This window comes from Streptomyces misionensis, from assembly GCF_900104815.1.
Lineage (GTDB): Bacteria > Actinomycetota > Actinomycetes > Streptomycetales > Streptomycetaceae > Streptomyces > Streptomyces misionensis.
Window position 1 is genome coordinate 1,377,782 of record NZ_FNTD01000004.1, and the last position, 22,275, is coordinate 1,400,056.

Genomic DNA, 22,275 nt, shown 5'->3' on the forward strand with positions numbered 1-22,275 from the left:
CCCGATCGGCAATTTTAGACCACCGCGCCGTGTGGGAAGCGGCTAGAGCACGAATCCGTGCGGGAACGGATCGCTCGGGTCGAGCAGGTAGTTCGCCGTGCCGGTGATCCACGCCCGGCCGGAGAACTCCGGTACGACCGCGGGCAGTCCGCCCACCTCCGCGGCGCCGACCAGCCGGCCGGTGAACCGGGTGCCGATGAACGACTCGTTCACGAACTCGGTGTGCAGGGGCAGTCGGCCCCGCGCGTGCAGCTGGGCCATCCGGGCCGAGGTGCCCGTGCCGCACGGCGAGCGGTCGAACCAGCCCGGGTGGATGGCCATGGCGTTGCGGGAGTGCCGGGCGGTGGAGCCCGGGGCCAGGAACTGCACGTGCTTGCAGCCGGAGATGCGCGGGTCCACCGGGTGCACCGGCCGGTTCCGCTCGTTCACCGCCCGCATGACGGCGAGGCCGGCGGCGAGGATCTCCTCCTTGTGCGACCGGTCGAACGGCAGCCCCAGCCGGTCGAGTTCGACGATGGCGTAGAAGTTGCCGCCGTAGGCCATGTCGTAGCGCACGTCCCCGACGCCCGGCACCCTCACCGTGGCGTCGAGTTCGAGCGCGAACGACTCCACATTGCGCAGGGTGACCCGCTCGGCGCGGCCGTCGCGGACCGCGACCCGGGCCTCGACCAGCCCGGCGGGTGTGTCCAGGCGTACGACGGTCTCCGGTTCCGTGACCGGCACCATCCCCGTCTCCACCAGGACGGTGGCCACCCCGATCGTGCCGTGTCCGCACATCGGCAGGAAGCCGCTGACCTCGATGTACAGCACGCCCCAGTCGGCGTCGGGGCGGGTCGGCGGCTGGAGGACGGCGCCGCTCATCGCGGCGTGGCCGCGCGGCTCGTCGACCAGGAAGCGGCGCAGCTCGTCCAGGTGCTCCACGGCGTGGCGGCGCCGCTCGGCCATGGTGTCGCCCGAAACCGGTCCCACGCCGCCGGTGACGACGCGGGTGGGCATGCCCTCGGTGTGCGAGTCGACGGCACTGATCGTACGGACGGACCGCATCAGCCGGCCCGCTTGCCGAGGGCGTCGACGGCGCGGGCCATGTCGGCCCTCACCTGCTCGCGCATCCGCTCGCTCAGCGCGCCGCGCGGCGGGCGGCAGGGGCCGCCGAACCGGCCGACCTCGTCCATGCCGAGCTTGACGGCCTGGACGAACTCGGTGCGCGAGTCCCAGCGGAAGGCCGCGATCAGCGGCTCGTAGAGGGCGCGGGCCTCCTCCACCTTGCCGGCCAGCGCCAGCTCGTACAGGCGGACCGACTCCGCGGGGAAGACGTTCGGGAAGCCTGCGAACCAGCCGGTGGCGCCCATCAGCAGACTCTCCAGCACGACGTCGTCGGCGCCGCTGACCACCTCCAGGCCGGGCGCCTGCTCGCGGATCTCCAGGACCCGCCGGACGTCACCGGAGAACTCCTTCACGGCGACGACGTTGTCGATGTGGGAGATCTCGGCGAGCAGGTCCGGCGTCAGGTCGACCTTGGTGTCGATGGGGTTGTTGTAGACCATCACCGGCAGGCCGACGGAGGCGACGGCCTCGAAGTGGGCGAGGACCTCGCCGCGGTTGGCGCGGTACATGGTCGGCGGCAGGCACAGCACGCCGTCGGCGCCGTCCTCGGCCGCCGCCTCGGCCCACTGCCGGGCCTGGTGTGAGCCGGCGCCGTGCACCCCGACGATCACGGTCCCCGAGTCGCCCACCGCCTCGATCGCCGTACGGGCCACCCTGCGGCGCTCCTCGTCGGTCAGCGAGGAGTACTCGCCCAGGGAGCCGTTCGGGCCGACGCCGTGGCAGCCGCCCGCGATCAGCCAGCGGCAGTGCTCGGCATAGCGGTCGTAGTCGACGGCCAGGCCGGCCGGGGCGGAGGCGTCCTCCCGGTAGGGCAGCGCGGTGGCCACCACGACGCCGCCGAGGGTCGCGTGCCGCTGCTTCTGCGTGTCGCTCATCAACTCTGCTCCGTCTTCGGGTGTCGGGTGCGGGAGATGGACCGGTCGGGGACGGGTGCGGGGGCGGCGGCCAGTTCGCCGAGCCGGATGGGCTGGGCGATCGGCCGGTGGTGCGGGCCGCCGGACGCCGGGGGCCGGGGTCCGGTCGCCGGTGTGCCCTCGGCGGGGCGGCCGGCCGGCCGGGCGGTGAGCTGGGCGACCGTGGGGCCGCAGATCCGGCCCTGGCAGGGGCCGAGGCCGGCCCGCGACTCCAGCTTCCCGACGTGGGAGCCGCGGCCGACCGCGTTCCCGGCGGCCCGGCACAGCGAGGCGTAGTCGGTCTCCTCGCAGCGGCAGACGACCGTGTCGGGGCGCAGCCACCCGGGCCACGCGGCGCCGACGGGGTGTGCCTCGGCCAGCCGGGCGGCGAAGGCGCGGCCCTGGTCCCGGGCGCGCCGCAGCGGGCGCAGCGCGGGGGCGTCCACCGCGCCGCCGGCCGCCAGCCATCCGGCGAGCGCGCCCTCGGCCCGTGCGGCCGGTGCGCCCGCGACACCGGTGATCTCACCGGCCGCGTACACGCCGGGGCAGCTGGTGAGCTGGTCGTCGTCGACGGCCACGAACTCGGCGCCCGGCGTGCCGCGCAGCGCGCATCCGGCGGCCACCGGCAGTTCGAGCTGCGGGCTGAAGCCGTGGCCGACGCAGAGCGCGTCGACGGCGACCGTGCGCTCGGTGCCCGGCACCACCGACCAGTCGGGGCGCAGCCGTGCGGTGACGACCTCCTCCACCCGGCCGTCACCGCGCGCCGCCACGACGGTGCGGCCGACGCGGCAGGGCACCCGGTGCCGCAGCAACAAGGCGGTGTACCCGGCGAGTTCACCGGCCTTGCCGCCGTGGGCCGCCAGTTGCCACGGGCGCCGGGCCCAGCCGCGGGCCACGGTGCCCGCCGGGTTGGCCTCCAGCAGTTCCAGCACGCGGGAGCCCGCCTCCAGCAGGGAGGCGGCGACCGGCAGCAGGAAGGGGCCGGTACCGGCGATGACCACCCGGTCCCCGACGACGACCCGTTCGCCCTTGGCGAGCGCCTGCGCGGCGCCCGCGGTGAACACCCCGGGCAACTCCCAGCCGGGGAAGGGCAGTACGCGGTCGTGGGCGCCCGCGGCGAGCACCAGCGCGTCGGGGTCGAGGACCAGACGGCCGCGGGCTCCGCCGTCGGCCGGGCCGCGCAGCAGGTGCACCCGTGGCACCCCGGGCTCGTCCGGGCGTTCCAGGGCCCAGACCGAGGTCTCGGGCCACCAGGCGCAGCGCGGGTGGCCGAGCACCCGGCGGCGCCGCCGGTCGAAGGCCCGCCAGCCGTGCTGGAGCCGTTCCGGGCGGGTGGCCCGGTAGGGCTCGGGCAGCATGCGGTGGTACTGCCCGCCGGGCTGGTCGGCCGAGTCGAGCAGGGTGACCCGGGCGCCGGCGGCGAGCGCGGCCTGCGCAGCGGCGAGACCCGCGGGTCCCGCGCCGACCACGGCCACGTGGCGCGTGCTCATGTGCCCTCCTCGGCCGGCGGGGCGGGGTGCCGCCGCTGCGCGTCGCCGGGCCCGGGGCGCCGGCTCTGGGTGGTGACCACGTCGCCGTCGCAGACCCGGCGGCGGCAGGCGCGGACGTCGCGCTCCTCCCCCACGGTCACCAGGCAGTCGAAGCAGACGCCGATGCCGCAGAAGACGCCCCGCGGGGCGCCGGAGCGGCCCTGCCGCCAGGCGAGACGGCCGGCGGCGAGCAGGGCGCCCGCGATGGTCTGGCCCTCGATGCCGTCGACGGGTTCGCCGTCCACGGTGAACCGCAGCGGCCGGTCCCGCCGTCCGACGCCGTCGCACTCGGCGCGGACGCGTCTGGGGCTCATGCCGTCTCCTCCCTGGTGGTGCTGGTGTGCTCGCCGAGCACGGCCGGGCGGTCCACCCGGAACGGGGTGGTGTCCATGTCCGTCGGCTCACCGAGCAGCAGTTGGCGCAGCAGCCGTGCGCTGCCCACCGACAGGCCGATGCCGGCGCCCTCGTGGCCGCCGACGTGCCACAGTCCGGCCATGCGCGGGTCGGCGCCGATGACCGGCAGGTGGTCGGGGACGTAGGGGCGGAAGCCGCCGTAGGCGCGCATCACCGGGACGCCGGCCAGCGCCGGGAACAGGCGCAGCGCCTTGGCGGCGACGGCCGACAGGACCTCGAGGCGCAGCCGGTCGTCGAACCCGACGCGGCGGCGGGAGGAGCCGATGAGCACGGTGCCGGCGCGGGTGGACTCCACCACCGCCGAGGTCCGCAGGTCGGCCGCGCCGCTGCCGACCGCGCCCACGTAGTCCGCGTCGTAGACCTTGTGGAAGACCGTCGGCGGCAGCGGCGTGGTCACCAGGACGTCGCCGCGCCGGGGCCGGATGTCCACGGGGGCGCCCAGCCGCGTGGCCAGTCGGCCGGACCAGGGGCCCGCGGCGTTGACGAAGCAGTCCGCCTCCAGGGGGCCGGCCGAGGTGCGGACCGCGGTGATCCGGCCGCCGCGGGTGACCGCGCCGAGCACCTCGCAGTCCGTGCGCAGGGCGGCGCCCGCCGCGAGGGCGTCGGTGAGCAGCGCGGCGGCCGCGGCGGCCGGCTGCACCTGGGCGTCCTGCGGGTAGTGCACCGCGGCGGCGGCCTCGCGGGTGAGGTACGGCTCGGCCGCGGCGAGCGCGTCGGCGTCGAGGTCCTCGGTGTGCACGCCCGCGGTGCGCTGGGCGGCGGCGAAGCGGGTCAGCTCGCGGGCGCCGGCGTCGGTCGTCGCCACGACGATGCCGCCCTTGGGTTCCCACTCCACCGCCCGTGCCGCGTGCGCGTTCCGCTCGGCGGCGGCCGCCAGCACCCGCGGCCACAACGCCCGTGACAGCTGGGCGAGTTCGAGTTCGGGGCCCGGCCCCTTGTCGGAGACGAGGACGTTGCCCTCGCCGTGCGCCGTGGTCGCCGAGGCGGGGGCGCCGCGTTCGACGACGGTGACGTCGAACCCGGCCAGCGCCAGCTCGCGGGCGCAGGCACAGCCGACGATCCCGGCGCCCAACACCACAGCCCGTGTTCCGTACATCGAACCGTCTCCGTTCGTCATAGCGAACGACGGAAACGTAAGACCGGGCACGGGGTCTGTCAACGGTCGCGCCGGGGGCGGTTCCCCCGGCCGCGCCGCGGCGGGTCACTCCGCAGCCGGGTGGGTGCCGCCGAGTCCCGGGTCGGACAGGTGGAGCCGCTGCTCCGCCCGGTACTGGAGCAGCAGGACCGAGCGGACCTCGCCGTCCAGCGCCGTGTAGGCGTGCGGCCGCGAGGCGTCGAAGCGCACGTAGTCGCCGGGGCCCAGCTCCACCTCCTCCCGTTCCACCCGCACGCCGAGCCGCCCGGCCTGCACGATGGTGTGCTCGGTGCCCACGTGGCCGAGCGACTGCTGGGTGCGCCCGGCCCGCACCCGCTGGTCGAAGACCTCGATCACGGCGTCGCCGGACTCGATCCGCTGGAGCGGGCGCAGATCGACGCCCTCACCGCTGAGCACCTCCGTCTCGGCGGCCCGCACGACGGTCAGCTCGCCGGCCGGCCGCGCGTCCAGCAGGTCGGAGATGGGCACCTGAAGCACCCGGGACAGGCTGAAAACCGTCTCGATCGTGGGATTTCCCGTCCCGGACTCCAGCTGCGACAGCGTCGCCTTGCCGATCTTCGACCGCCTGGACAGCTCGGAGAGCGACAGCCCCCGCCGGGTCCTGGCCCGTCGCAGGTTGACCGCCAGCATGCGCCGGACCGAACCCTCACAGACGCTCACCATCTCACCCCTACCCTTCCACTTCCGTTCGGTATAGCGTACGGACGTTCTCGGGTCGCGTTCGCTACACGGATCAGGATCGGGCATCGTCGGGCGCCGCACCATCTCCGCCGTGCGGAGCCGGGCGAGGGCGCGTGCCGGGGTGGCCGACGGCGCCTCGCGACGTGGCCTGCGCGGTGGTCAGTCCCGCTGTGCCGCGAGCACGCGCCGCGCCGCGATCGCCGCCGAGTGGACGGCCCCCTCGCTGTTGGGGCGCAGGGCCACCCAGTCGCCGGCGTAGTCGACGCGGCGCAAAGGGCGGTCGAGGAACGAGCGGCGCAGACGCAGGGCGGCCGGGGTGGCTTCGGGGAGCCCGTTGGGCCAGCGGACCACGAGGGTGGTGTGCGTGGCCTCGGTCAGGCCCGGCAGGTAGCGCTCGGCACGGGCCCCGACCTCGGCCGCGATCTCGGCATCGCTGCGGGTCAGCAGGCGCGTCGACGCGTAGGGGGAGGCGAAGAGGCTGACCAGGCCCCGGCCCGGGGGCACCCGGCCGGGGGCCTTGATGTGGTCGAGGATGGCGCCGGCGAACACCCGGTCGTCCACGGCGGGGACCTGGAGGGCGTAGGAGGGGCGCGGGGTGGGGCTCGGCAGCGGGCGGTCCAGCAGGCACAGCACCTTGAGCATCGGACGGTAGGTGCTCGCCGTCAGGAACGGCTGCTCGTCGTCGGGGAGTTCGGCGTGCAAGGCGAGGGCCACGGGCGCGGGCACGGCCAGTACGGCGCGGCCGGCGGTCACCGTCGTGCCGTCGGCCAGGTCGAGGCGTACCGTGCGCGGGCCCGGCTTGACCGCGACGACCGCGTTGCCGGTGACCACGTCCAGACGGCCCGCCAGTTCCCTGGCCAGGGTGTCCATGCCGTCCCGGTAGGCCACCCAGCGTTCTCCGGCGCCGCCGACGGCGAGCAGCAGCGAGGCCATCGGGGCGATCGCCGAACGGTCCGGCCGCCAGCCGAAGAACGCGCCCGCCAGCGGCTGCAACAGGCGGTCGTGCAGGTCGGGGTGGTGGCGGCGGGCGTACTCCTCGATGGTCGCGTCGCCCAGGGGTGTCGCCTCCGGGTGGGCCTGGTCGAAGCGGCTCTTGTGCAGCGCGAGCGACGCGGTGAAGCGCAGCCAGGACAGCCGCCCGCGCCAGGACATCCCGGCGCCGGTCAACAGGCCCGCCGGATGGCCGAAGTCGGCGTGGGCGCGGCCGTCGCGCCAGATCGCGATGCGCCCGCCCACCGGGACGACGGCGTCCGCCGCCAGGCCGACCGCCCGGATCAGCCGCCAGGTGGCGTCATAGCCGCGGGTGGCGATCTGCTCGGCGCCCTCGTCCAGCACGTATCCCTCGTGCCGGCGGCCGGCCATGCGCCCGCCGACCCGGGCGCACGCCTCGAACACGCGTACCGTCCGGCCGGTCCCGGTCAGGTGGAAAGCGGTGGCCAGGCCGGAGATCCCGGCCCCGACCACGGCCACGTCGACGTCCGTGTCGGGCATCAGCGGCGCTTCCTTCGTCTGGGTGTCGATGTGAACGGGACGGGACCGGCTCAGGTCCAGTGGCCGGTGCCGTACGGCGCCGCGCCGTCGAGCAGTCGGTCCCGCAGCTCCTGCCGCCGGACCTTGCCGGTCCCGGTGAGCGGCAGCCGGTCCAGGGGCACGAGCGCGGGCTCGGCGAGCGGCGGCAGATCGGCCACGGCCCGGCACCAGGCGTCGCGCGCGAGCGTGCCGTCCCGGGTCGCCAGGACCGGCAGCGGGGGCCCGCCCGCCCGGCCGAGCACCACCGCCTCGACGACCTCCGGCAGCCGGTCGTGCAGCACGTCCTCGATCTCGGCGGCGCTGCCGACCGGGACCGTGTCCACCTCGCGGTCGAGCAGCCGCAGCCGGCCGGACCGGGTGACGACGCCGAGGTCCCCGGTGGCGAACCAGCGGCCCGCCGACTTGGCCCGCAGCCGCTCCTGCTCCCCGACGTACCCCGCGCACAGCGCGGCGGTACGGGCCATCACCAGGCCGGGCTCGCCGCGCGGCACCGGCCGCAGGGTGGCCGGGTCCACCACCCGGAGCCTCGTCCTGCCGGGCACCGGGCGGCCCAGGTCGCGGGTCGTGGGGTGCCGCTCCCCGAGCGGGCGCACCGAGCGGCGGGTGAGGCAGCGGAAGGTGAGCGGCCCGGTCTCGGACTGCCCCCACACCTGCACCCACAGCGGCAGCCGGCGGCGGGTGGCGGCGAGGTAGGCGCGCACCGTGGGCGGGTGGATCGCGTCGAAGGTGCTGATGTAGAGGCGCACCCGGCGGAACGGGTTGTCCGGCGCGGCCGCGAGCGGCTGCCAGCGCACGTAGGCCGAGGGGGTGGCCTCCAGGACGGTCGGGCGGTGGGCCCGCAGCACGGGCCCGGCGCGTTCCGGGTCGAAGCCGTCGAGGAGCACCACCGTGCGCGGGGCGAGCCAGAACGCGCTCAGCGTCCAGGTGAGGCCGCGTCCGTGGGCGTACGACGTGGCCTGGGCGACGGTGTCGCCGGGCCTGCTGCTCACCAGCGGCCAGCGCCGTGCCTCGGCCGCCGCGATCCGGTGGACGAGCGAGGCGGTCGTGTGGCTGACCAGCTTGGGGACGCCGGTGGTGCCCGAGGTGTGCATGATCGCCAGCGGGGCGTCGCGGTCCGGGCGTCGGGGCGGAGGCGGCCGGTGGCCGCGCACGTCGGCCACGGTGACGGCGCCGGGGGCCGGGCCGTCGAGGGTGAGGGTGCGGCGGGCGAGGGCGGTCGGGTCGGTCCCGGCGGCGCGGACGGCGGCCAGCGTGTCCGAGGTGGTGACCAGGGCCGCCGCGTCGAGGCGCTTGAGCAGCAGCCGGAGGGTCTCCGGCGGGAGGCTCCCGGAGATCAGCGCGGGCACCGCGCCGATGCGGGCGGCGGCGCAGGCGAGCAGGACGTAGTCCCAGTGGTTGGGTTTGATCACGGCGACCCGGTCGCCCCGCGCGACACCGAGGGCGGCGAGCCAGCCCGCGGCCCGTGTCACGAGCGCGGCGATCTCTTCGATCCGGTACTCGGTCCGGCCGCCGTCCGGGATGTCCAGCGAGCGGCTCAGGCACACCCGCGTCGCGCTGCCGCGGTCGGCCAGGGCGTCGAAGAACAGCCCGGGTTCGAGGGTTCTCATCTCATGTTCCCGTCTGTGCGGAGCAGGCGGCGGCCAGCAGATTGGCCGTCACCAGCGCGGCGACGAGCACTCGGTGCGCCCGGATCCCGATCAGCCGGCCGCGCAGGACGTCGCCGCGCACCATGCCGACGGTGAACTGCGCGGCGCGGGCCGCCGTCACGGGCAGCAGGACCAGCGGGAACCACCACGGCGCTGCCCCCAGCAGGGCCGCCGCGACGATCACCGCGGTCTCCAGGACGGAGAGCGCGGCGATGAGGGCGGCGTTGCCGCGGCGGGAGAGCAGGCAGGCCGCGGTGGGCCGGCCCACGGCGCGGTCGCCGGCGATGTCGTTGGTGTTCGAGTACACGCCGAACAGCAGCGGGCCCAGGCCGAACAGGAACGCCTCGACGGCGGCGAGGCCGGTGGCCGTGCCGGTCAGCAGGCCGTGCAGCGGCAGTACGAAGGCCCAGCCGACGGCGGCGAGGAACACCTCCTGGAGCCCGTGGTGGCCGAGCCGCAGGCCCCACGAGTACTGGGGGACGAAGAAGGCGGCGAGCACGACGCCGAGCACGGCCCACACCGGCCGGTGGGGCGCGAGCGCCAGGACCGCCGCCCAGAGCAGGGCACCGGCGGCGAGCGCCGCGCGGGCGAAGCGGAGGGCGTCCCGCTCGGTCAGGACGCCGGCCAGCAGCGGCTTGCGGGCGAGCCTGCGCACCAGCGGGTCCGTGCCGTAGTTGGCGGCGTCGCTGCCGTCCCGGTACCCGGTGATGTCGTCGTACGCGACGGCCGCGCTCACCAGGCACACCTCGCCGAGCAGGAACGCCGCCGACGCCCACCATGACGGAGCGTCAAGTCCTGGACAGCTCAGAGGAGTCAGCGAGATCACGACGAGCAGGCTCAGGTAGTAGTCGACCATGCCGAGCTTGGCCAGCCGGGCGTAGGCGGCCAGCCGGGCGCGCGCGGGCCGGCCGGGACGGAGCGCGATGACGCGGGCCGGGTCCGCGGTGGGGATGCCGGGATGCAGCTCACCGGCCATGGCGGTCTCCTGACATGGGGAAGTACGGGTCCGTGTCTGTGCGTGACGCTGAGGCCGGGCGGCGGCCGCTCGGCCTCACCTGTCGCCGGGTCCCCTCAGGAGGAGAAGGCGCCGGAGAACTGCCCGGTGTGCGCTCCGTATCCGGGCCTGACGGGGAGTCCGGGGGTCAGGCAGAACGGGTCCGCGTGCAGACGGACCGTCCGCGAGGTCTCGTTGACCAGGACGTGCGAGACGGCGGGCAGGGCGTGGCAGCCGTGCGGGTCGCTGTAGACCGTCAGCGGTGTCAACTCGTTGCTGAAGACGACCACTTGCTCGGTGCCGACGCGGTCGTCCCCAGCGGCCCGCGCGAGGGCGGAGTTCGCGGAGCCGAGGAGGAGACCGGCGGACAGCACCGCGATGAGCGCGCTACGACGCATGGGATACACCTCTCGGGAAGAGGAGGAGCCGCAGGACCGCTCCGGCGGCTCCCCGACGAACGGCTCAGGGCGTCACTTGAAGCGGACGTCGACCTTGTAGACGCCCGGTCGCTCGGCGGTGACCTTCGCCTCGCCCTGGGCGCCGTCGTACGCCCCCGTGCCGCCCTCGACCACGGCCTTGAACGTGTACGGGTAGTCGAACGGGTTGGCGTCGATGACCGCCTGGGTGCTGAGGTTCAGCTCGTCCCCGTTGTTGAAGATGACGTACGCGCCGCAGTCCGCGTCCATCTTCGAGGGGCCCTCGATGCCGTCGATGCCGCAGGTGTCGAAGGTCCTGCCGATCTGCTTGCCCGACGCGTCGAGCACCGGGCCGTTGCCCGCGAAGCCCCCGCCCAGGTGCGGCGTCTGGGGGATCGAGGTGTTCTTGGTGTAGTCGATGGTGAAGCTCAGCGGCGCGGGCGCCGCCGCCAGGGCCGGTACCGCGCCGGCGACGCCGAGGGCGCCGACGAGGGACGCGGTGGCGACGGCGGAGGCGAGGCGCCTGCCCACAGCAAGTCTGTGCATGAACTCTCCTTGGACATCTCGGGCCCGTTGCCCGACGACCGCGCATAGTTGACCACAAATGGTCACCAATCGATTACGAACTGTAATCGGTTCGATATCGCGGGAACACGGAACATCGACGGCTCGAACGCCCGGCTCCCGCCGCGCGGAGTCACCTGCGCGGGACACGCCGGATTCACCTCAGGGGGTGAGAGCCGTGCTCCGGTCGGCGGCACGGTCGCGCCACGCGGGCGGCAGGGTGAGGGCGATCAGCGCGGCGGTGCAGACGAATCCCCAGGAGTACCCGGCCCGTTGGGCGAGGAGGCCGAAGCCCACGGCACCGACGCCCATGCCCGCGTCGTAGGCGATGTTCCACAGGGCGCTCACGGTGCCGTACCCGGACCGGGGGACCCGCTTGTACATCAGGGTCAGCGTGGCGTTCTGGGTGACGCCGAAGCCGATGCCGAAGAGGGCGACACCGACGACGACCGCGACGGCGCTGTGGGTGTACGCCGTGACGAGCATCCCCGCGGCCGAGACGGCGAGCCCCGGCACGACCAGCCGGGACGGTCCCCTGCGGTCGCCCTGCCGGCCGGCCACCCAGCGGGCCGCGGTCGCCCCGGCGGGCTGCACGAACAGGGCGACGGCCACCACCCCGGCCGACCCGGAGGGCACGGCGAGCGGCAGGAAGGTCACCACGATCCCGGCGGCCAGCGCGGTGACCGCGAACAGGGCGGCGGGCCGGACCAGGGCGGGGTCGCGCAGGCCGTCGCGGATACCGATCCGCGGTCCCGCCGTCACCTCCCGCTCGGGCAGCCCCGGCACCGACAGGATCGCCAGCAGGGCACACGCGCCGGCGGCCACGCCCACCGGTCCGTACCCCACCCGGGAGACCAGCCAGACGCCCAGGGGCAGTCCCAGCAGCGAGGGCACGCTCGACACGACGCCGACCAGTGCCAGCCCTTCGCCCCGGCGGGCGTCGGGGATCAGCGAGGCGGTCAGCGCCCCGCCCGCCACGACCGTCAGGGCGAAGCCCGCGCCGCGCAGCAGACAGACCGCCGTGATCCAGCCGATGCCGGAGTACAGGGTCAGGGCCAGGGCGGGCGCGCCGAGCAGCAACAGGCCCGCACCGAGGGCGACTCGGTGGCCGAGGCGTCCGATGAACCACGGCGCCGCGAACTCGCCGACGACCGTGGCCAGCATCAAGGCGCCCGTGGTCGTCCCGGCACCGTTGCCGCCGGACCCGGAGCGCGTCGCGTAGAGGGGGACGACCGACAGCAGGAGGTAGTAGCTCGCCGAACCCCCGACCAGGCTCACGAAGCGGAGCAGCAACGGGCGTGTGATCAGCGGGGGTTGGTCGTTGGGGCGGCCCTTCGGCGAGGCCGGGCGCCGCGGCTGGGTGGTGGTCATGGTCGGACTCTAGGAACGAACCAGCTCACCGGTAAGCTCCAATTCCATGTCTCCCGAGTGGTCCAATGCGCCGTCGGAACTGCTCGTCGCGCTCGACCGTGACAGCGGGGAACCGCTGCGGACGCAGGTGGAGCGCCAGGTGCGCGAGGCGGTGCGCACCGGCCGGCTGCGGGTGGGCGAGCGGCTGCCGCCGTCGCGTGAACTCGCCGTCGCGCTCGGGCTGTCGAGGGGGCTGGTGCAGGAGGCGTACGCCCAGCTGCGGGCCGAGGGCTATCTGGTGGCGCGGGTGGGCTCCGGCACCCGGGTGGCCGCCGGTGCCTGTCCGCCGCCCGCGCCGTCGTCGCCGCCCGCCGAACGGCCGTCGCTGCTGGCCGACTTCCGCTGGGGCGTACCGGACCTCGGTGCCTTTCCGCTGTCCGACTGGATGTGGGCGCTGCGGGAGGCGGCCCGGCGGATGCCGGTGGCGGAGTGGGACTACGGCGATCCACGGGGCAACGTGGTGCTGCGGGAGGTGGTCGCCGGGTACGCGCGCCGGGTGCGCGCGGCGGCGGCCAACCCGGAACACACCGTCGTCTGCTCGGGATACGCCCAGGGTCTGTCGCTGACGTTGCGGGCCCTCGCGCGCGACGGGGTGCGCGTGGTGGCCTACGAGGACCCCGGCTCCCCCGCCACCGTCCGGGCGGCCGCGTCCGCCGCGGGACTCGACGCGGTCCCGGTGCCGGTGGACGAACAGGGCCTCGACGTGGGGGCGTTGGCGGCCACCGGCGCGCGTGCGGTCGTCGTCACTCCGGCGCACCAGTGGCCGACCGGGGTGGTGCTGGGGCCAGAGCGGCGACGGGCCCTGATCGCCTGGGCGGCGGCGCGGGACGGCGTGGTCGTCGAGGACGACTACGACGCCGAGTTCCGCTACGACCGGGAACCGGTCGGAGCCCTTCAGGGCCTCGCGCCGGACCGGGTCGTCTCCATCGGCACCGTCAGCAAGTCCCTGGCGCCGGCGCTGCGGATCGGCTGGCTGCTGTGTCCGCCCGCGCTCACGGACACGCTGGTGTCGCTCAAGCACGTCAGCGACCGCGGCTCACCGGTCCTCGACCAGCTGGCGCTCGCCCGGATGATCGAGTCGGGCCGCTTCGACCGGCATCTGCGGCGGATGCGGACGGCCTACGGGGCTCGGCGCGCCGCGCTGCTGGCCGCCGTCGCGGAGCACGCCCCCGGGGTGGCCGTCACCGGCCTCGCCGCCGGCTTCCACGCCGTGGCCCAGCTGCCCGAGGGGGCCGACGAGGACGCGGTCGTCGCCGCCGCCCGCGCCCGCTCCGTCGGCCTCTACGGCATGGGTGCCTGCCGCGCCGCGCGGACACCCGCCCCGCCCCGGCTCGTCCTGGGCTTCGGCAACGTGGGCGAGCGCGCCGTCACCGCGGGCATCGCCGCGGTCGGCGACCTGCTCACCGGTCGCGGCACACCGGGCCGCAGCTGAGACCCGGCAGGGGGCTCACGCCTGGAGGAGCGGATGCCTCCCGGCGGTCGGGGCGCTCAACCGGACGGCGTGCGCGGGGGCCGCATGCCGAGCCACTGCTCGGCTTCCCAGGCCTCGAACCGCTCCACCTCGGTGAACCCCAGCCGCGCCGCGAGGCGCATCGAACCGGCGTTGGCGCTCTGCGTGGTGAGCACCACCGGCTCGCCGGGCAGCGCGTCGGCGAGCCAGCCCAGTGCCGCCGCGCACGCCTCGGCGGCGTACCCGGACCCCCACGCCCGCGGCAGGAACAGATAGCCGAGGTCGGCCTTTCCCGCGGCTGCCGGGCGCCGGTGTCCCGTCGCCCTCCGGAGCAGGACCTGACCGATCATCGCCCCGCCGAGATCGACGACGAAGCTGCCGGGCCACCGCTCGGGCACCTCGGGCAGTTCGCGCTCCAGCTCGGCACGCGGCCGGGGGCCGCCGAGGTAGGTGTGCACCTCGGGTGAGGAGAGCAGTTCGACGAACGCGGGACGGTCCCGTGCCTCGGACGCGCGGAGCACGAGCCTGTCGGTCCTGATCGGCGCGGGCGGCCATGGCACGGCTCCCAGGTCTTCCATGCGGGCACGCTAACAGGGCGCGGTCAACTCCGTTGCCTTACGCCCGCGTTGTCGGCCGCCAGGGGTGCGGCGGCGGCTGGGGCGAGGGTGGCGCGGAGGCGGCCGAGACCGGTGACGGCGGTCAGGAGGGCCAGGGCCGCGGCGCCGACGGGCAGCCAGTAGCCGGAGCCTGCGCCGAAGCGTTCCACCGCCCAGCCCGCCAGCGTGCTGCCGAGGGAGGAGCCGCCGAGGAGGCCGGTCACCGCCAGGGTCATGCCCTCGTTGATCCGGGCCCGCGGGATCAGTTCCTGGACCAGGCCCATGCCGGTGATCATGGTCGGTGAGGTGGCCATGCCGGCGATGAACATCAGGGGGACCAGCGAGGCCATGCCGGTGGCGAGCGTCAGCGGGAGCATCAGCAGCGCCATGCCCCCGACGCCCAGCAGGAACCGGGCCGGGCCGGAACCGCGCAGGGTGAGCAGCCCGAAGAGCAGCCCGGACAGCGCGGAGCCGACCGCTTGCAGGGCCAGCACCGCACCGGCCGCGGACTTGTGGCCCAGGGAGTCGGTGAAGGCGATGGTGACCACTTCGAGGGAGCCGAAGAGCGAACCGGTGAAGAGGAAGACGGCGATCATCACCTGGAGGCCCCGGTTCGCGAGCGGGGAGCGTCCGGCCGACGGGTCGGCGGGCCGGACCGGGGGCTCGGTGCCGCGTTGCAGGCAGAACAGGACGGTGCCGGCCAGGGTCAGTACCAGCGGCGCCACCCGGCCGGCTTCGGGGGCGACCCCGGTGGCCAGCGCGACCACGACGACGGGGCCGAGGACGAAGCACAGCTCGTCCAGCACCTGCTCGAACGAGTTGGCCACGTGCATGCGGTCGTCGTCGCCGTACAGTTCGGCCCAGCGCGCCCGCGCCATGCCGCCGACGTTCGGCGCGGTGGCGGACAGTACGTTGGTGACGAACAGGGTCCAAGTGGGTGCGTCGGTGGCGAGGCAGACGACCAGCGCCGCCGACATGAGCGAGGACCACAGGGCCGCCGGGATCGCCGTGCGGGCCTGTCCGTAGCGGTCGACCAGCCTGCCAAGGAGCGGGATCGTCACCAGGGTGGCCGCGAGGGCGGCGCCGCCCACCGCGCCGGCCAGCGCGTAGGAGTGGCGCACGGCGGCGATCATCACCACGGTGCCGACGCCGGACATGGACAGGGCGAGCCGGGCCAGGAAGCCGGTCGCGGTGAAGCCGAGGGCTCCCTTGGCGGCGAACAGCCGGCGGTACGGGGCGAACATGCGTCTCCAGTGGGGCGAGTGAGCGCGGACGCGGTCACCGCTGGGCGAGGAGACTCGGCGGCTCGGCGCCGATCGCCGTCAACGCCCCGCCCGGAGACCGGGGTTGAGGATAGCCCCGGGTGCCCGGCGGGCCATGGTCATTTTTTTCGGCGGGGGGCGGGGGCGGGGGCCGGTCGGGCTCAGACCGGGGGCGGTCCCGTGACCTCCACCGTGGCCGGACGCAGCAGGTGGGGGCCGGTGCGGTAGCCGGGGCGGAGGATCTTGGTGCAGGTCAGCCGGGTGGCGTCCGCACGGACATGGTGGACGAGGGCCTCGTGGCAGGACGGGTCGAAGGGGTCGCCCTCCTCGCCGAAGGCTTCCAGGCCCAGGGCGCCGAGCCGGGAGCACAGGGTCTCGGTGATGTCCTTCAGACCCGGCGTCGGCGGCTCGTGCTCGCGGGCGCGGTCCACGGCGTCCAGCACGGGCAGCAGGGTGCGCAGGACGTTGGCCGCCGCGATCTCCCGCACGGCCATCCGGTCCCGGTGCACCCGCTTGCGGTAGTTGTCGTACTCGGCCTTCACCCGTTGCAGGTCGGCCGTGCGCTCCCGGAGCAGATCGCGCAGTCGCGCGGGCTCCGTGTCCAGCCGGCCCTCGTCCATCGTCAGCCCGCCTCCGGCTTGTCGTCGTCCACGATCTCGGCGTCCACCACCTCGTCGTCGGCGGGGCCACCGGAGGCGGAGCCGCCCGAGTCGCCGGGCCCGGAGGCGCCCGTCGCCGTCTGGCCCTCGGCGCGCGACTGCTCGTACAGCGCCGTGCCGATCTTCTGGGCGGACTGCGCCACCCGGTCCGTGGCCTGGCGGATCGCGGCGGTGTCCGCGTTCTCGTCCTTGAGCTTCGCCTTCAGCTCGGTCAGCGCCGCCTCGGTCTCCTGCCTCGCCTCGGCGGAGATCCGCTCGGGGTTCTCCCGGATGAGCTTCTCGGTGGAGTAGACGAGCTGTTCGGCCTGGTTGCGGGTCTCGGCGCCCTCGCGGCGCCGCCGGTCCTCCTCGGCGTGCTGCTCGGCCTCGCGCACCATGCGGTCGATGTCGTTCTTCGGCAGGGCGGAGCCGCCGGTGACGGTCATCTTCTGTTCCCTGCCGGTGCCGAGGTCCTTCGCGGAGACGTGCATGATCCCGTTGGCGTCGATGTCGAAGGCCACCTCGATCTGCGGGACGCCGCGCGGCGCCGGCGGCAGACCGGTCAGCTCGAACATGCCGAGCTTCTTGTTGTAGGCCGCGATCTCGCGCTCGCCCTGGAAGACCTGGATGGACACCGACGGCTGGTTGTCCTCGGCGGTGGTGAAGATCTCCGAACGGCGGGTGGGGATCGTGGTGTTGCGCTCGATCAGCTTGGTCATGATGCCGCCCTTGGTCTCGATGCCGAGGGACAGCGGGGTGACGTCGAGCAGCAGGACGTCCTTGACCTCGCCCTTGAGGACACCGGCCTGGAGCGAGGCGCCGATGGCGACGACCTCGTCCGGGTTGACACCCTTGTGCGGTTCCTTGCCGGTGAGTTCCCGTACCAGCGCGGAGACGGCGGGCATCCGCGTGGAGCCGCCCACCAGCACCACGTGGTCGATGCCGGACACCTGGATCCCGGCGTCCTTGATCGCGTTGTGGAACGGCCCCTTGCAGCGGTCCAGCAGATCCGCCGTCAGCTGCTCGAACTGGGCGCGGGTCAGCTTCTCGTCCAGGTGCAGCGGGCCCTCGGCGGACGCCGTGATGTAGGGCAGGTTGATCGTGGTCTCCGTGGAGGAGGACAGCTCGATCTTCGCCTTCTCCGCCGCCTCCCGCAGCCGCTGCACGGCCATCTTGTCCTTGGCGAGGTCGACACCGTAGTTGTTCTTGAACTGCTGCACCAGGTGGTCGACCACCCGCTGGTCCCAGTCGTCGCCGCCCAGGTGGGTGTCGCCGTTGGTGGCCTTGACCTCGATGACGCCGTCGCCCATCTCCAGCAGCGACACGTCGAAGGTGCCGCCGCCCAGGTCGAAGACGAGGACCGTCTGGTCGTTCTCCTTGTCCAGTCCGTACGCGAGCGCGGCGGCGGTCGGCTCGTTGATGATCCGCATGACGTTCAGACCGGCGATCTCCCCGGCCTCCTTCGTCGCCTGCCGCTGCGCGTCGTCGAAGTAGGCCGGTACGGTGATCACCGCGTCCGTGACGTCCTCGCCGAGGTACGCCTCCGCGTCCCGCTTCAGCTTCTGGAGCACCCGGGCGGAGATCTCCTGGGCGGTGTAGTGCTTGCCGTCGATGTCACCCTGGTCGGGGAAGCGCCAGGAGTGGTCGCCCATGTACCGCTTGACGGAGCGCGCGGTGCGCTCCACGTTGGTCACGGCCTGCCGCTTGGCCACCTCGCCGACCAGGACCTCGCCGTTCTTGGCGAACGCCACGACGGACGGCGTGGTCCTGGCGCCCTCCGTGTTGGTGATGACGGTGGGTTCGCCGCCCTCCAGGACCGAGACCACCGAGTTGGTCGTCCCCAGGTCGATACCGACCGAACGCGCCATGGCGGACCTCCTTGTCTCGTCGCTCCCCCACCGTGTTCCCCGAACCCCCTTGCCTATAGAGCCTGAATAAAACTTGAGTCGCCTGCTGTCAAGTCCGTGCCGGTTCGGCCGCGCCGTCCGGGGTACCGGCCATCGCCGTCCGCCAGTCGGCCGCGGCCGCGATCGCCGCGCGCCACGGGCGTAGGGCGCGCGGGGGCATGCCCACGGCGAGCGCTCCGGCGAGCCGGTCCCCCTTGCGGTAGGCGACGAGGAAGCGGCCCTCGGCCGAGGTGCCCTCGACCACCCGGGCCTCGTCGTGGCCCCGGAGGTGTCCGAATGCCTGGATCCTGAGGCCGTACTGGTCGGACCAGAAGTAGGGGACCGGGGCGAACGGCCTGGCCCGCTCCGGGTCGAGGAGGTTGCGGGCGGCGGCCATGCCCTGCTCGGCGGCGTTCGTCCGGTGCTCGACGCGCATCGTGGTCCCGAACAGCGGGTTGTACCAGCGGGCCACGTCCCCCGCGGCGTAGACGCCGGGCGCCGCGGCGCTGTACCGGTCGCACTCCACGCCGTCGCCGACCGCCAGGCCGCTGCCGCGCAGCCAGTCGGTGTTGGGTTCGGAGCCGATGGCGACCAGCACGTCGTCAGTCTCGACCGAGGTGCCGTCGTCGAGCCGGACCCCGGTGGCGCGGCCCGCCTCGGTGGTGATCCCGGTGGCCTTGGTGCCGGTGCGCAGGTCCACGCCGTGGTCGCGGTGGAGCCGGGCCAGATGCGCGCCGGCCTGCGGGCCGACGGCGTGGGCCAGCGGGACGGGGGACGGCTCGACGAGGGTGACGGCCGCACCGAGGGACCGGGCGGCGGAGGCGACCTCGGCGCCGAGGAACCCGGCACCCAGCACGACCAGCCGGCCGCCGGCCGCCAGCCGCTCGCGCAGGGCGAGGGCGTCCTCCAGGTCGCGCAGGACGTGCACGCCCGGGGCGCCGCACCCGGGCAGCCTGCGCGGCCGGACCCCGGTGGCGATGATCAGGCCGTCGTAGCCGAGTTCCGTGCCGTCGGCGAGCGTGACCGTGCGCGCGGCCGGGGTGAGGGCGGTGGCGGGGACGCCGAGCCGCAGGTCCAGGCCGAGGGCCTCCAGGTCGTCCGGGCGGCGCAGCCGCACCCGTTCGGGTTCCCAGCTGCCGTCCAGGATCTGCTTGGACAGCGGGGGGCGGTCGTAGGGCGGGTGGGGTTCGCGGCCGACGAGGACCAGCGAGCCGTCGTAGCCCTGGCGGCGCAGGGTCTCGGCGGCCGACAGACCGGCCGCCGAGGCGCCCACGACGACGATGCGGCGCGGGGGCGCGGCCGTCACTCCCGGACCAGCCGGATCGCGGCGGCCGGGCAGATGGCCGCCGACTCCCGTACGGCCTCCTCGTGTTCGGCACCGGGTTCGGTGTCCAGCAGCAGCACGATGCCGTCGTCGTCCTGGTCGAAGACCTCGGGGGCCACCAGGACGCACTGCCCGGACGCGACGCACTTGGGCTGATCGACTTCCACACGCATGGTCTGTTTTCCTCGATTCGCTCGAAGTGCGAGTGCTACCAGGTGACGGGGAGTTCGTAGACGCCGTAGACGAACCCGTCGTGCTTGAACTCCAGTTGGTCGATGCCGGTCGCCAGCGCCAGGGTGGGGACGCGGGAGTAGAGGGTGCTGTAGACGACCTGGAGCTCGATGCGGGCCAGCGGCTGGCCCAGGCACTGGTGGACGCCGTAGCCGAAGGCGACGTGCCGGCGGGCGTCGCGGCCGAGGTCGAGCCGGTCGGGGTCGGGGAAGGCGTCCGGGTCCCGGTTGGCGATGTCGTTGGCGAGGATGACGCCGTCGCCCGCGCGGATCAGCTCGCCGCCGATCTCGATGTCCTCCAGCGCGACGCGGCGCCGCCCGGAGTGGGTGATGTTGAGGTAGCGCAGCAGTTCCTCGACGGCCGCGGCGACCTGTTTGGGGTCCGCGCCGTCGCGCAGCAGCGCGAGCTGGTCCGGATTCTCCAGCAGCGCGAGGGTGCCCAGCGCGATCATGTTGGCGGTGGTCTCGTGTCCGGCCGCGAGCAACAGCACGCCGGTCTCGGCGGCTTGACGGCGCGTCAGTTCACCGGTGGCCACGCGCTGCACGGCGAGCATGGACAGCAGGTCGTCCTCGGGCTCGGCCTGCTTGGCGACCAGCAGGTCGTCCAGGTAGGCGGTGAGCGCCTCGGACGCCGCGCGCACGTCGTCCTCGGTCGAGGTACGGCGCACCAGGACCTGGGTGTTGCGCTGGAAGAAGTCGTGATCCTCGTAGGGCACGCCGAGCAGGGCGCAGATCACCAGACTGGGCACGGGCAGCGCGAACGCCTCGACCAGGTCGGTGGGGTTGGGGCCGGCGAGCATCCGGTCGATCAGATCGTCCACGATGCGCTGGACGGACGGCCGCAGGGCCTCCATCTTCTTGATCGTGAAGGGGGATGTCACCATGCGGCGCAGCCGGGCGTGCTCGGGGTCGTCGAGGGTGAGGAAGGTGGCGCGGATTCCGTCCCGTGCCCTGGTGGCGGCGGTGCGATGGGGGTAGCCCGGGCGCCTGGGGTCGGCGCTGATGCGCGGATCGCCGAGCAGGGCGCGCACATCCTCGTGACGGGTGATCATCCAGGGGCTGCTGCCGTCCCAGATGCGCACCCGGGAGACCGGCCGCCGGGTCTGGAGGTCGCGCAGGGCGGGGGGAGGGTCGAAGGGGCAACCGGCCGCGCGGGGCATGGGGTGCTCGGGGAGCGCGGCGGGCGCGTGCTCGACTGTCTCGGTCATACCTGCCTCCTCGGCAGAGGGACCACCCAACACTCCTAACAGCGTTAGGTGCTTCAGGCAACTTTAGGGAGCGTGGTGGACGCGTCAACGGTGCCGAAGGGTTCGCCGTCGCTATCCGGCCACGATGCGGGCGAGCAGTTCGTCGGCGCGCCGCGCGAGCCCGTCCCCGTCGGCCTCGAAGGGCAGGGCCATGGCGATGGTGACGATGCCGTGCAGCGCGGACCACAGCAGCAAAGCGTCCTGTCCGCCGTCCACCTGGCCCCGGCGCCGCGGCGGGAGTGCGGCCAGCGCCTCCTGCCAGGCTCCGAGCACCAGCGTCACCGGATGCCCGGCACCCTGTTCGCGGGGCCCGGCGATCCGCTCCACGCCGAACATCAGCCGGTAGCGCCGGGGGTTCTCCAGCGCAAAGGCGCAATACCGCCGGCCCATCGACCGCAGGGCCTCGCGGGGTCCGTGGTCCGCCGTGCGCGCCCGGGTCTCGCGCAGTTCCGCGACGAGTTTCTCGCAGGCCCGGCGTGTGACGGTCGCGACCAGTTCCGAGCGGTCCTCGAAGTGCAGATAGACGCTGGGCGCGGAGATCCCGGCCTCCCGGGCCACCGCGCGCAGCGACAGCGCCTCCTCCCGGCCCGACTCGGCCAGCAGCCGCGCGGCGGCCGCCAGGATCTCCTCCTTCAGGGCCGCGCCCTCGCCCCACTGGCTCGGCGCGCGGCGCTTGAACGTCTCGGCCACCGGTGCTCCCTCCGTCTGCGCCCGTCGGGGTGAAGCTTTACCGGAGGTGGCCGGATCCTGTCCGCCCCTTCGACGTACGGGTTTCGGCGCCCGGTCGGCGGGCCGGGCGCCGAAATCCCCTCATGTCACACGCGCGCGCCGAGGTGCCGGGCGAAGAAGCGGACCGCGCTGTCGGCCTCGGACCTGGGCAGGTCCTTGTGCCGGCCGGCCGCTGTCGGCGTGCAGCGTCTTCTCCGGTGAGGCGAAGGCGTCGAACAGGGCGAGTCCGGACGCGCGCGGGATGTGCTCGTCGTCCCACTCAGCGCGTACACGGTGACCTGCCCGGCGGCCTCGGCCAGGGCGTCGGGCCGGTGGAGGCCGAAGACGGCGGCGGTGATCCGGGGTTCCGCGGCCGCCAAGCGGGACGCCGATGGCGGTGGCTATGTCGCAGTTCACCACGCAGTCGTCGTCGGACGGCATCGTCGAGCGCGACTTCACCGTGGGCGACATCCCCGGTGTCCTCTGGTCGCCCGAGCCCGCCGCAGGGTCGCGACCTCCCGCTCGTCGGTGGCGGTGCGGGGCCGCTCGCCGTGTGATGGGGCACGGCGGCGGCACCCACAAGAAGTGGCCCGGCAT

General features: G+C 74.3%; 21 protein-coding genes and 1 pseudogene. 1 reads left to right on the forward strand and 21 read right to left on the reverse strand.

Features of this window, described 5'->3' with window-relative positions:
* Positions 1–42: 42 nt before the first annotated feature.
* From BLW85_RS07745 to BLW85_RS07800, 12 genes are all read right to left on the reverse strand, one after another.
* Complete coding sequence (locus tag BLW85_RS07745) at positions 43–1,044, reverse strand: proline racemase family protein (protein ID WP_074991653.1); 1,002 nt, start codon at positions 1,042–1,044, stop codon at positions 43–45.
* Positions 1,044–1,979, reverse strand: a complete 936-nt coding sequence (locus BLW85_RS07750) for a dihydrodipicolinate synthase family protein (RefSeq protein WP_074991654.1) — start codon at positions 1,977–1,979, stop codon at positions 1,044–1,046. The genes BLW85_RS07745 and BLW85_RS07750 overlap by 1 nt, the downstream gene beginning before the upstream one ends.
* Positions 1,979–3,487 (reverse strand): NAD(P)/FAD-dependent oxidoreductase, encoded by a 1,509-nt coding sequence (locus BLW85_RS07755; RefSeq protein WP_074991655.1) that lies wholly within the window; start codon positions 3,485–3,487, stop codon positions 1,979–1,981. Before BLW85_RS07755 ends, BLW85_RS07750 begins: the two co-directional genes overlap by 1 nt.
* On the reverse strand, positions 3,484–3,840 hold the full coding sequence (locus BLW85_RS07760; RefSeq protein WP_074991656.1) for a (2Fe-2S)-binding protein: 357 nt from the start codon (positions 3,838–3,840) through the stop codon (positions 3,484–3,486). Before BLW85_RS07760 ends, BLW85_RS07755 begins: the two co-directional genes overlap by 4 nt.
* Positions 3,837–5,036, reverse strand: coding sequence for an NAD(P)/FAD-dependent oxidoreductase (locus BLW85_RS07765; RefSeq protein WP_074991657.1), 1,200 nt, complete (start codon positions 5,034–5,036; stop codon positions 3,837–3,839). The genes BLW85_RS07760 and BLW85_RS07765 overlap by 4 nt, the downstream gene beginning before the upstream one ends.
* Before the next feature lie 105 nt (positions 5,037–5,141).
* Positions 5,142–5,726 (reverse strand): helix-turn-helix domain-containing protein, encoded by a 585-nt coding sequence (locus BLW85_RS07770; protein WP_239697880.1) that lies wholly within the window; start codon positions 5,724–5,726, stop codon positions 5,142–5,144.
* 210 nt (positions 5,727–5,936) lie between these two features.
* Complete coding sequence (locus BLW85_RS07775; RefSeq protein WP_074991658.1) at positions 5,937–7,268, reverse strand: protoporphyrinogen/coproporphyrinogen oxidase; 1,332 nt, start codon at positions 7,266–7,268, stop codon at positions 5,937–5,939.
* Between the two features lie 50 nt (positions 7,269–7,318).
* Positions 7,319–8,914, reverse strand: coding sequence for a class I adenylate-forming enzyme family protein (locus BLW85_RS07780; RefSeq protein ID WP_074991659.1), 1,596 nt, complete (start codon positions 8,912–8,914; stop codon positions 7,319–7,321).
* A 1-nt stretch (position 8,915) separates the two neighbouring features.
* Positions 8,916–9,929 carry a UbiA family prenyltransferase gene (locus BLW85_RS07785; RefSeq protein ID WP_074991660.1) on the reverse strand — a complete coding sequence of 338 codons (1,014 nt, stop codon included), beginning with the start codon at positions 9,927–9,929 and terminating at the stop codon, positions 8,916–8,918.
* 95 nt (positions 9,930–10,024) lie between these two features.
* A complete protein-coding gene (locus BLW85_RS07790; RefSeq protein WP_070028084.1) occupies positions 10,025–10,345 on the reverse strand; it encodes a hypothetical protein in 321 nt (106 codons plus the stop codon).
* 72 nt (positions 10,346–10,417) lie between these two features.
* Complete coding sequence (locus tag BLW85_RS07795; RefSeq protein ID WP_143060431.1) at positions 10,418–10,909, reverse strand: hypothetical protein; 492 nt, start codon at positions 10,907–10,909, stop codon at positions 10,418–10,420.
* A 180-nt stretch (positions 10,910–11,089) separates the two neighbouring features.
* Entirely contained in the window at positions 11,090–12,298 is a 1,209-nt protein-coding gene (locus BLW85_RS07800; protein WP_074991662.1) for an MFS transporter, read from the reverse strand.
* A gap of 46 nt (positions 12,299–12,344) precedes the next feature.
* On the opposite strand from BLW85_RS07800, the gene pdxR reads away from it, so the two are divergent.
* Positions 12,345–13,769, forward strand: a complete 1,425-nt coding sequence (gene pdxR / locus BLW85_RS07805) for a MocR-like pyridoxine biosynthesis transcription factor PdxR (RefSeq protein ID WP_074991663.1) — start codon at positions 12,345–12,347, stop codon at positions 13,767–13,769.
* Between the two features lie 56 nt (positions 13,770–13,825).
* Here pdxR and BLW85_RS07810 read toward each other — a convergent pair whose 3' ends face one another.
* The 9 genes and pseudogenes from BLW85_RS07810 to BLW85_RS40080 all read right to left on the reverse strand — a co-directional run.
* Positions 13,826–14,365 carry a GNAT family N-acetyltransferase gene (locus BLW85_RS07810; protein ID WP_074991664.1) on the reverse strand — a complete coding sequence of 180 codons (540 nt, stop codon included), beginning with the start codon at positions 14,363–14,365 and terminating at the stop codon, positions 13,826–13,828.
* A 23-nt stretch (positions 14,366–14,388) separates the two neighbouring features.
* The gene (locus BLW85_RS07815; RefSeq protein ID WP_074991665.1) at positions 14,389–15,627 is read right to left on the reverse strand and encodes an MFS transporter; all 1,239 of its coding nucleotides are present in this window, start codon (positions 15,625–15,627) and stop codon (positions 14,389–14,391) included.
* Positions 15,628–15,806: 179 nt separating this feature from the next.
* The gene (gene grpE, locus BLW85_RS07820; protein WP_074991666.1) at positions 15,807–16,265 is read right to left on the reverse strand and encodes a nucleotide exchange factor GrpE; all 459 of its coding nucleotides are present in this window, start codon (positions 16,263–16,265) and stop codon (positions 15,807–15,809) included.
* Between the two features lie 2 nt (positions 16,266–16,267).
* The gene (dnaK, locus tag BLW85_RS07825; RefSeq protein WP_070028091.1) at positions 16,268–18,151 is read right to left on the reverse strand and encodes a molecular chaperone DnaK; all 1,884 of its coding nucleotides are present in this window, start codon (positions 18,149–18,151) and stop codon (positions 16,268–16,270) included.
* 88 nt (positions 18,152–18,239) lie between these two features.
* Positions 18,240–19,475 (reverse strand): NAD(P)/FAD-dependent oxidoreductase, encoded by a 1,236-nt coding sequence (locus tag BLW85_RS07830; protein WP_079172298.1) that lies wholly within the window; start codon positions 19,473–19,475, stop codon positions 18,240–18,242.
* Positions 19,472–19,666: a ferredoxin gene (locus tag BLW85_RS07835; protein ID WP_070028092.1), complete on the reverse strand. Its 195-nt coding sequence runs from the start codon at positions 19,664–19,666 to the stop codon at positions 19,472–19,474. The genes BLW85_RS07830 and BLW85_RS07835 overlap by 4 nt, the downstream gene beginning before the upstream one ends.
* A 35-nt stretch (positions 19,667–19,701) precedes the next feature.
* A complete protein-coding gene (locus tag BLW85_RS07840) occupies positions 19,702–20,931 on the reverse strand; it encodes a cytochrome P450 (protein ID WP_074991667.1) in 1,230 nt (409 codons plus the stop codon).
* Positions 20,932–21,042: 111 nt separating this feature from the next.
* Positions 21,043–21,660 carry a TetR/AcrR family transcriptional regulator gene (locus tag BLW85_RS07845; RefSeq protein ID WP_074991668.1) on the reverse strand — a complete coding sequence of 206 codons (618 nt, stop codon included), beginning with the start codon at positions 21,658–21,660 and terminating at the stop codon, positions 21,043–21,045.
* A 125-nt stretch (positions 21,661–21,785) separates the two neighbouring features.
* Positions 21,786–22,080: pseudogene (locus BLW85_RS40080) on the reverse strand (alpha/beta hydrolase); the annotation flags it as partial.
* Positions 22,081–22,275: the final 195 nt, after the last annotated feature.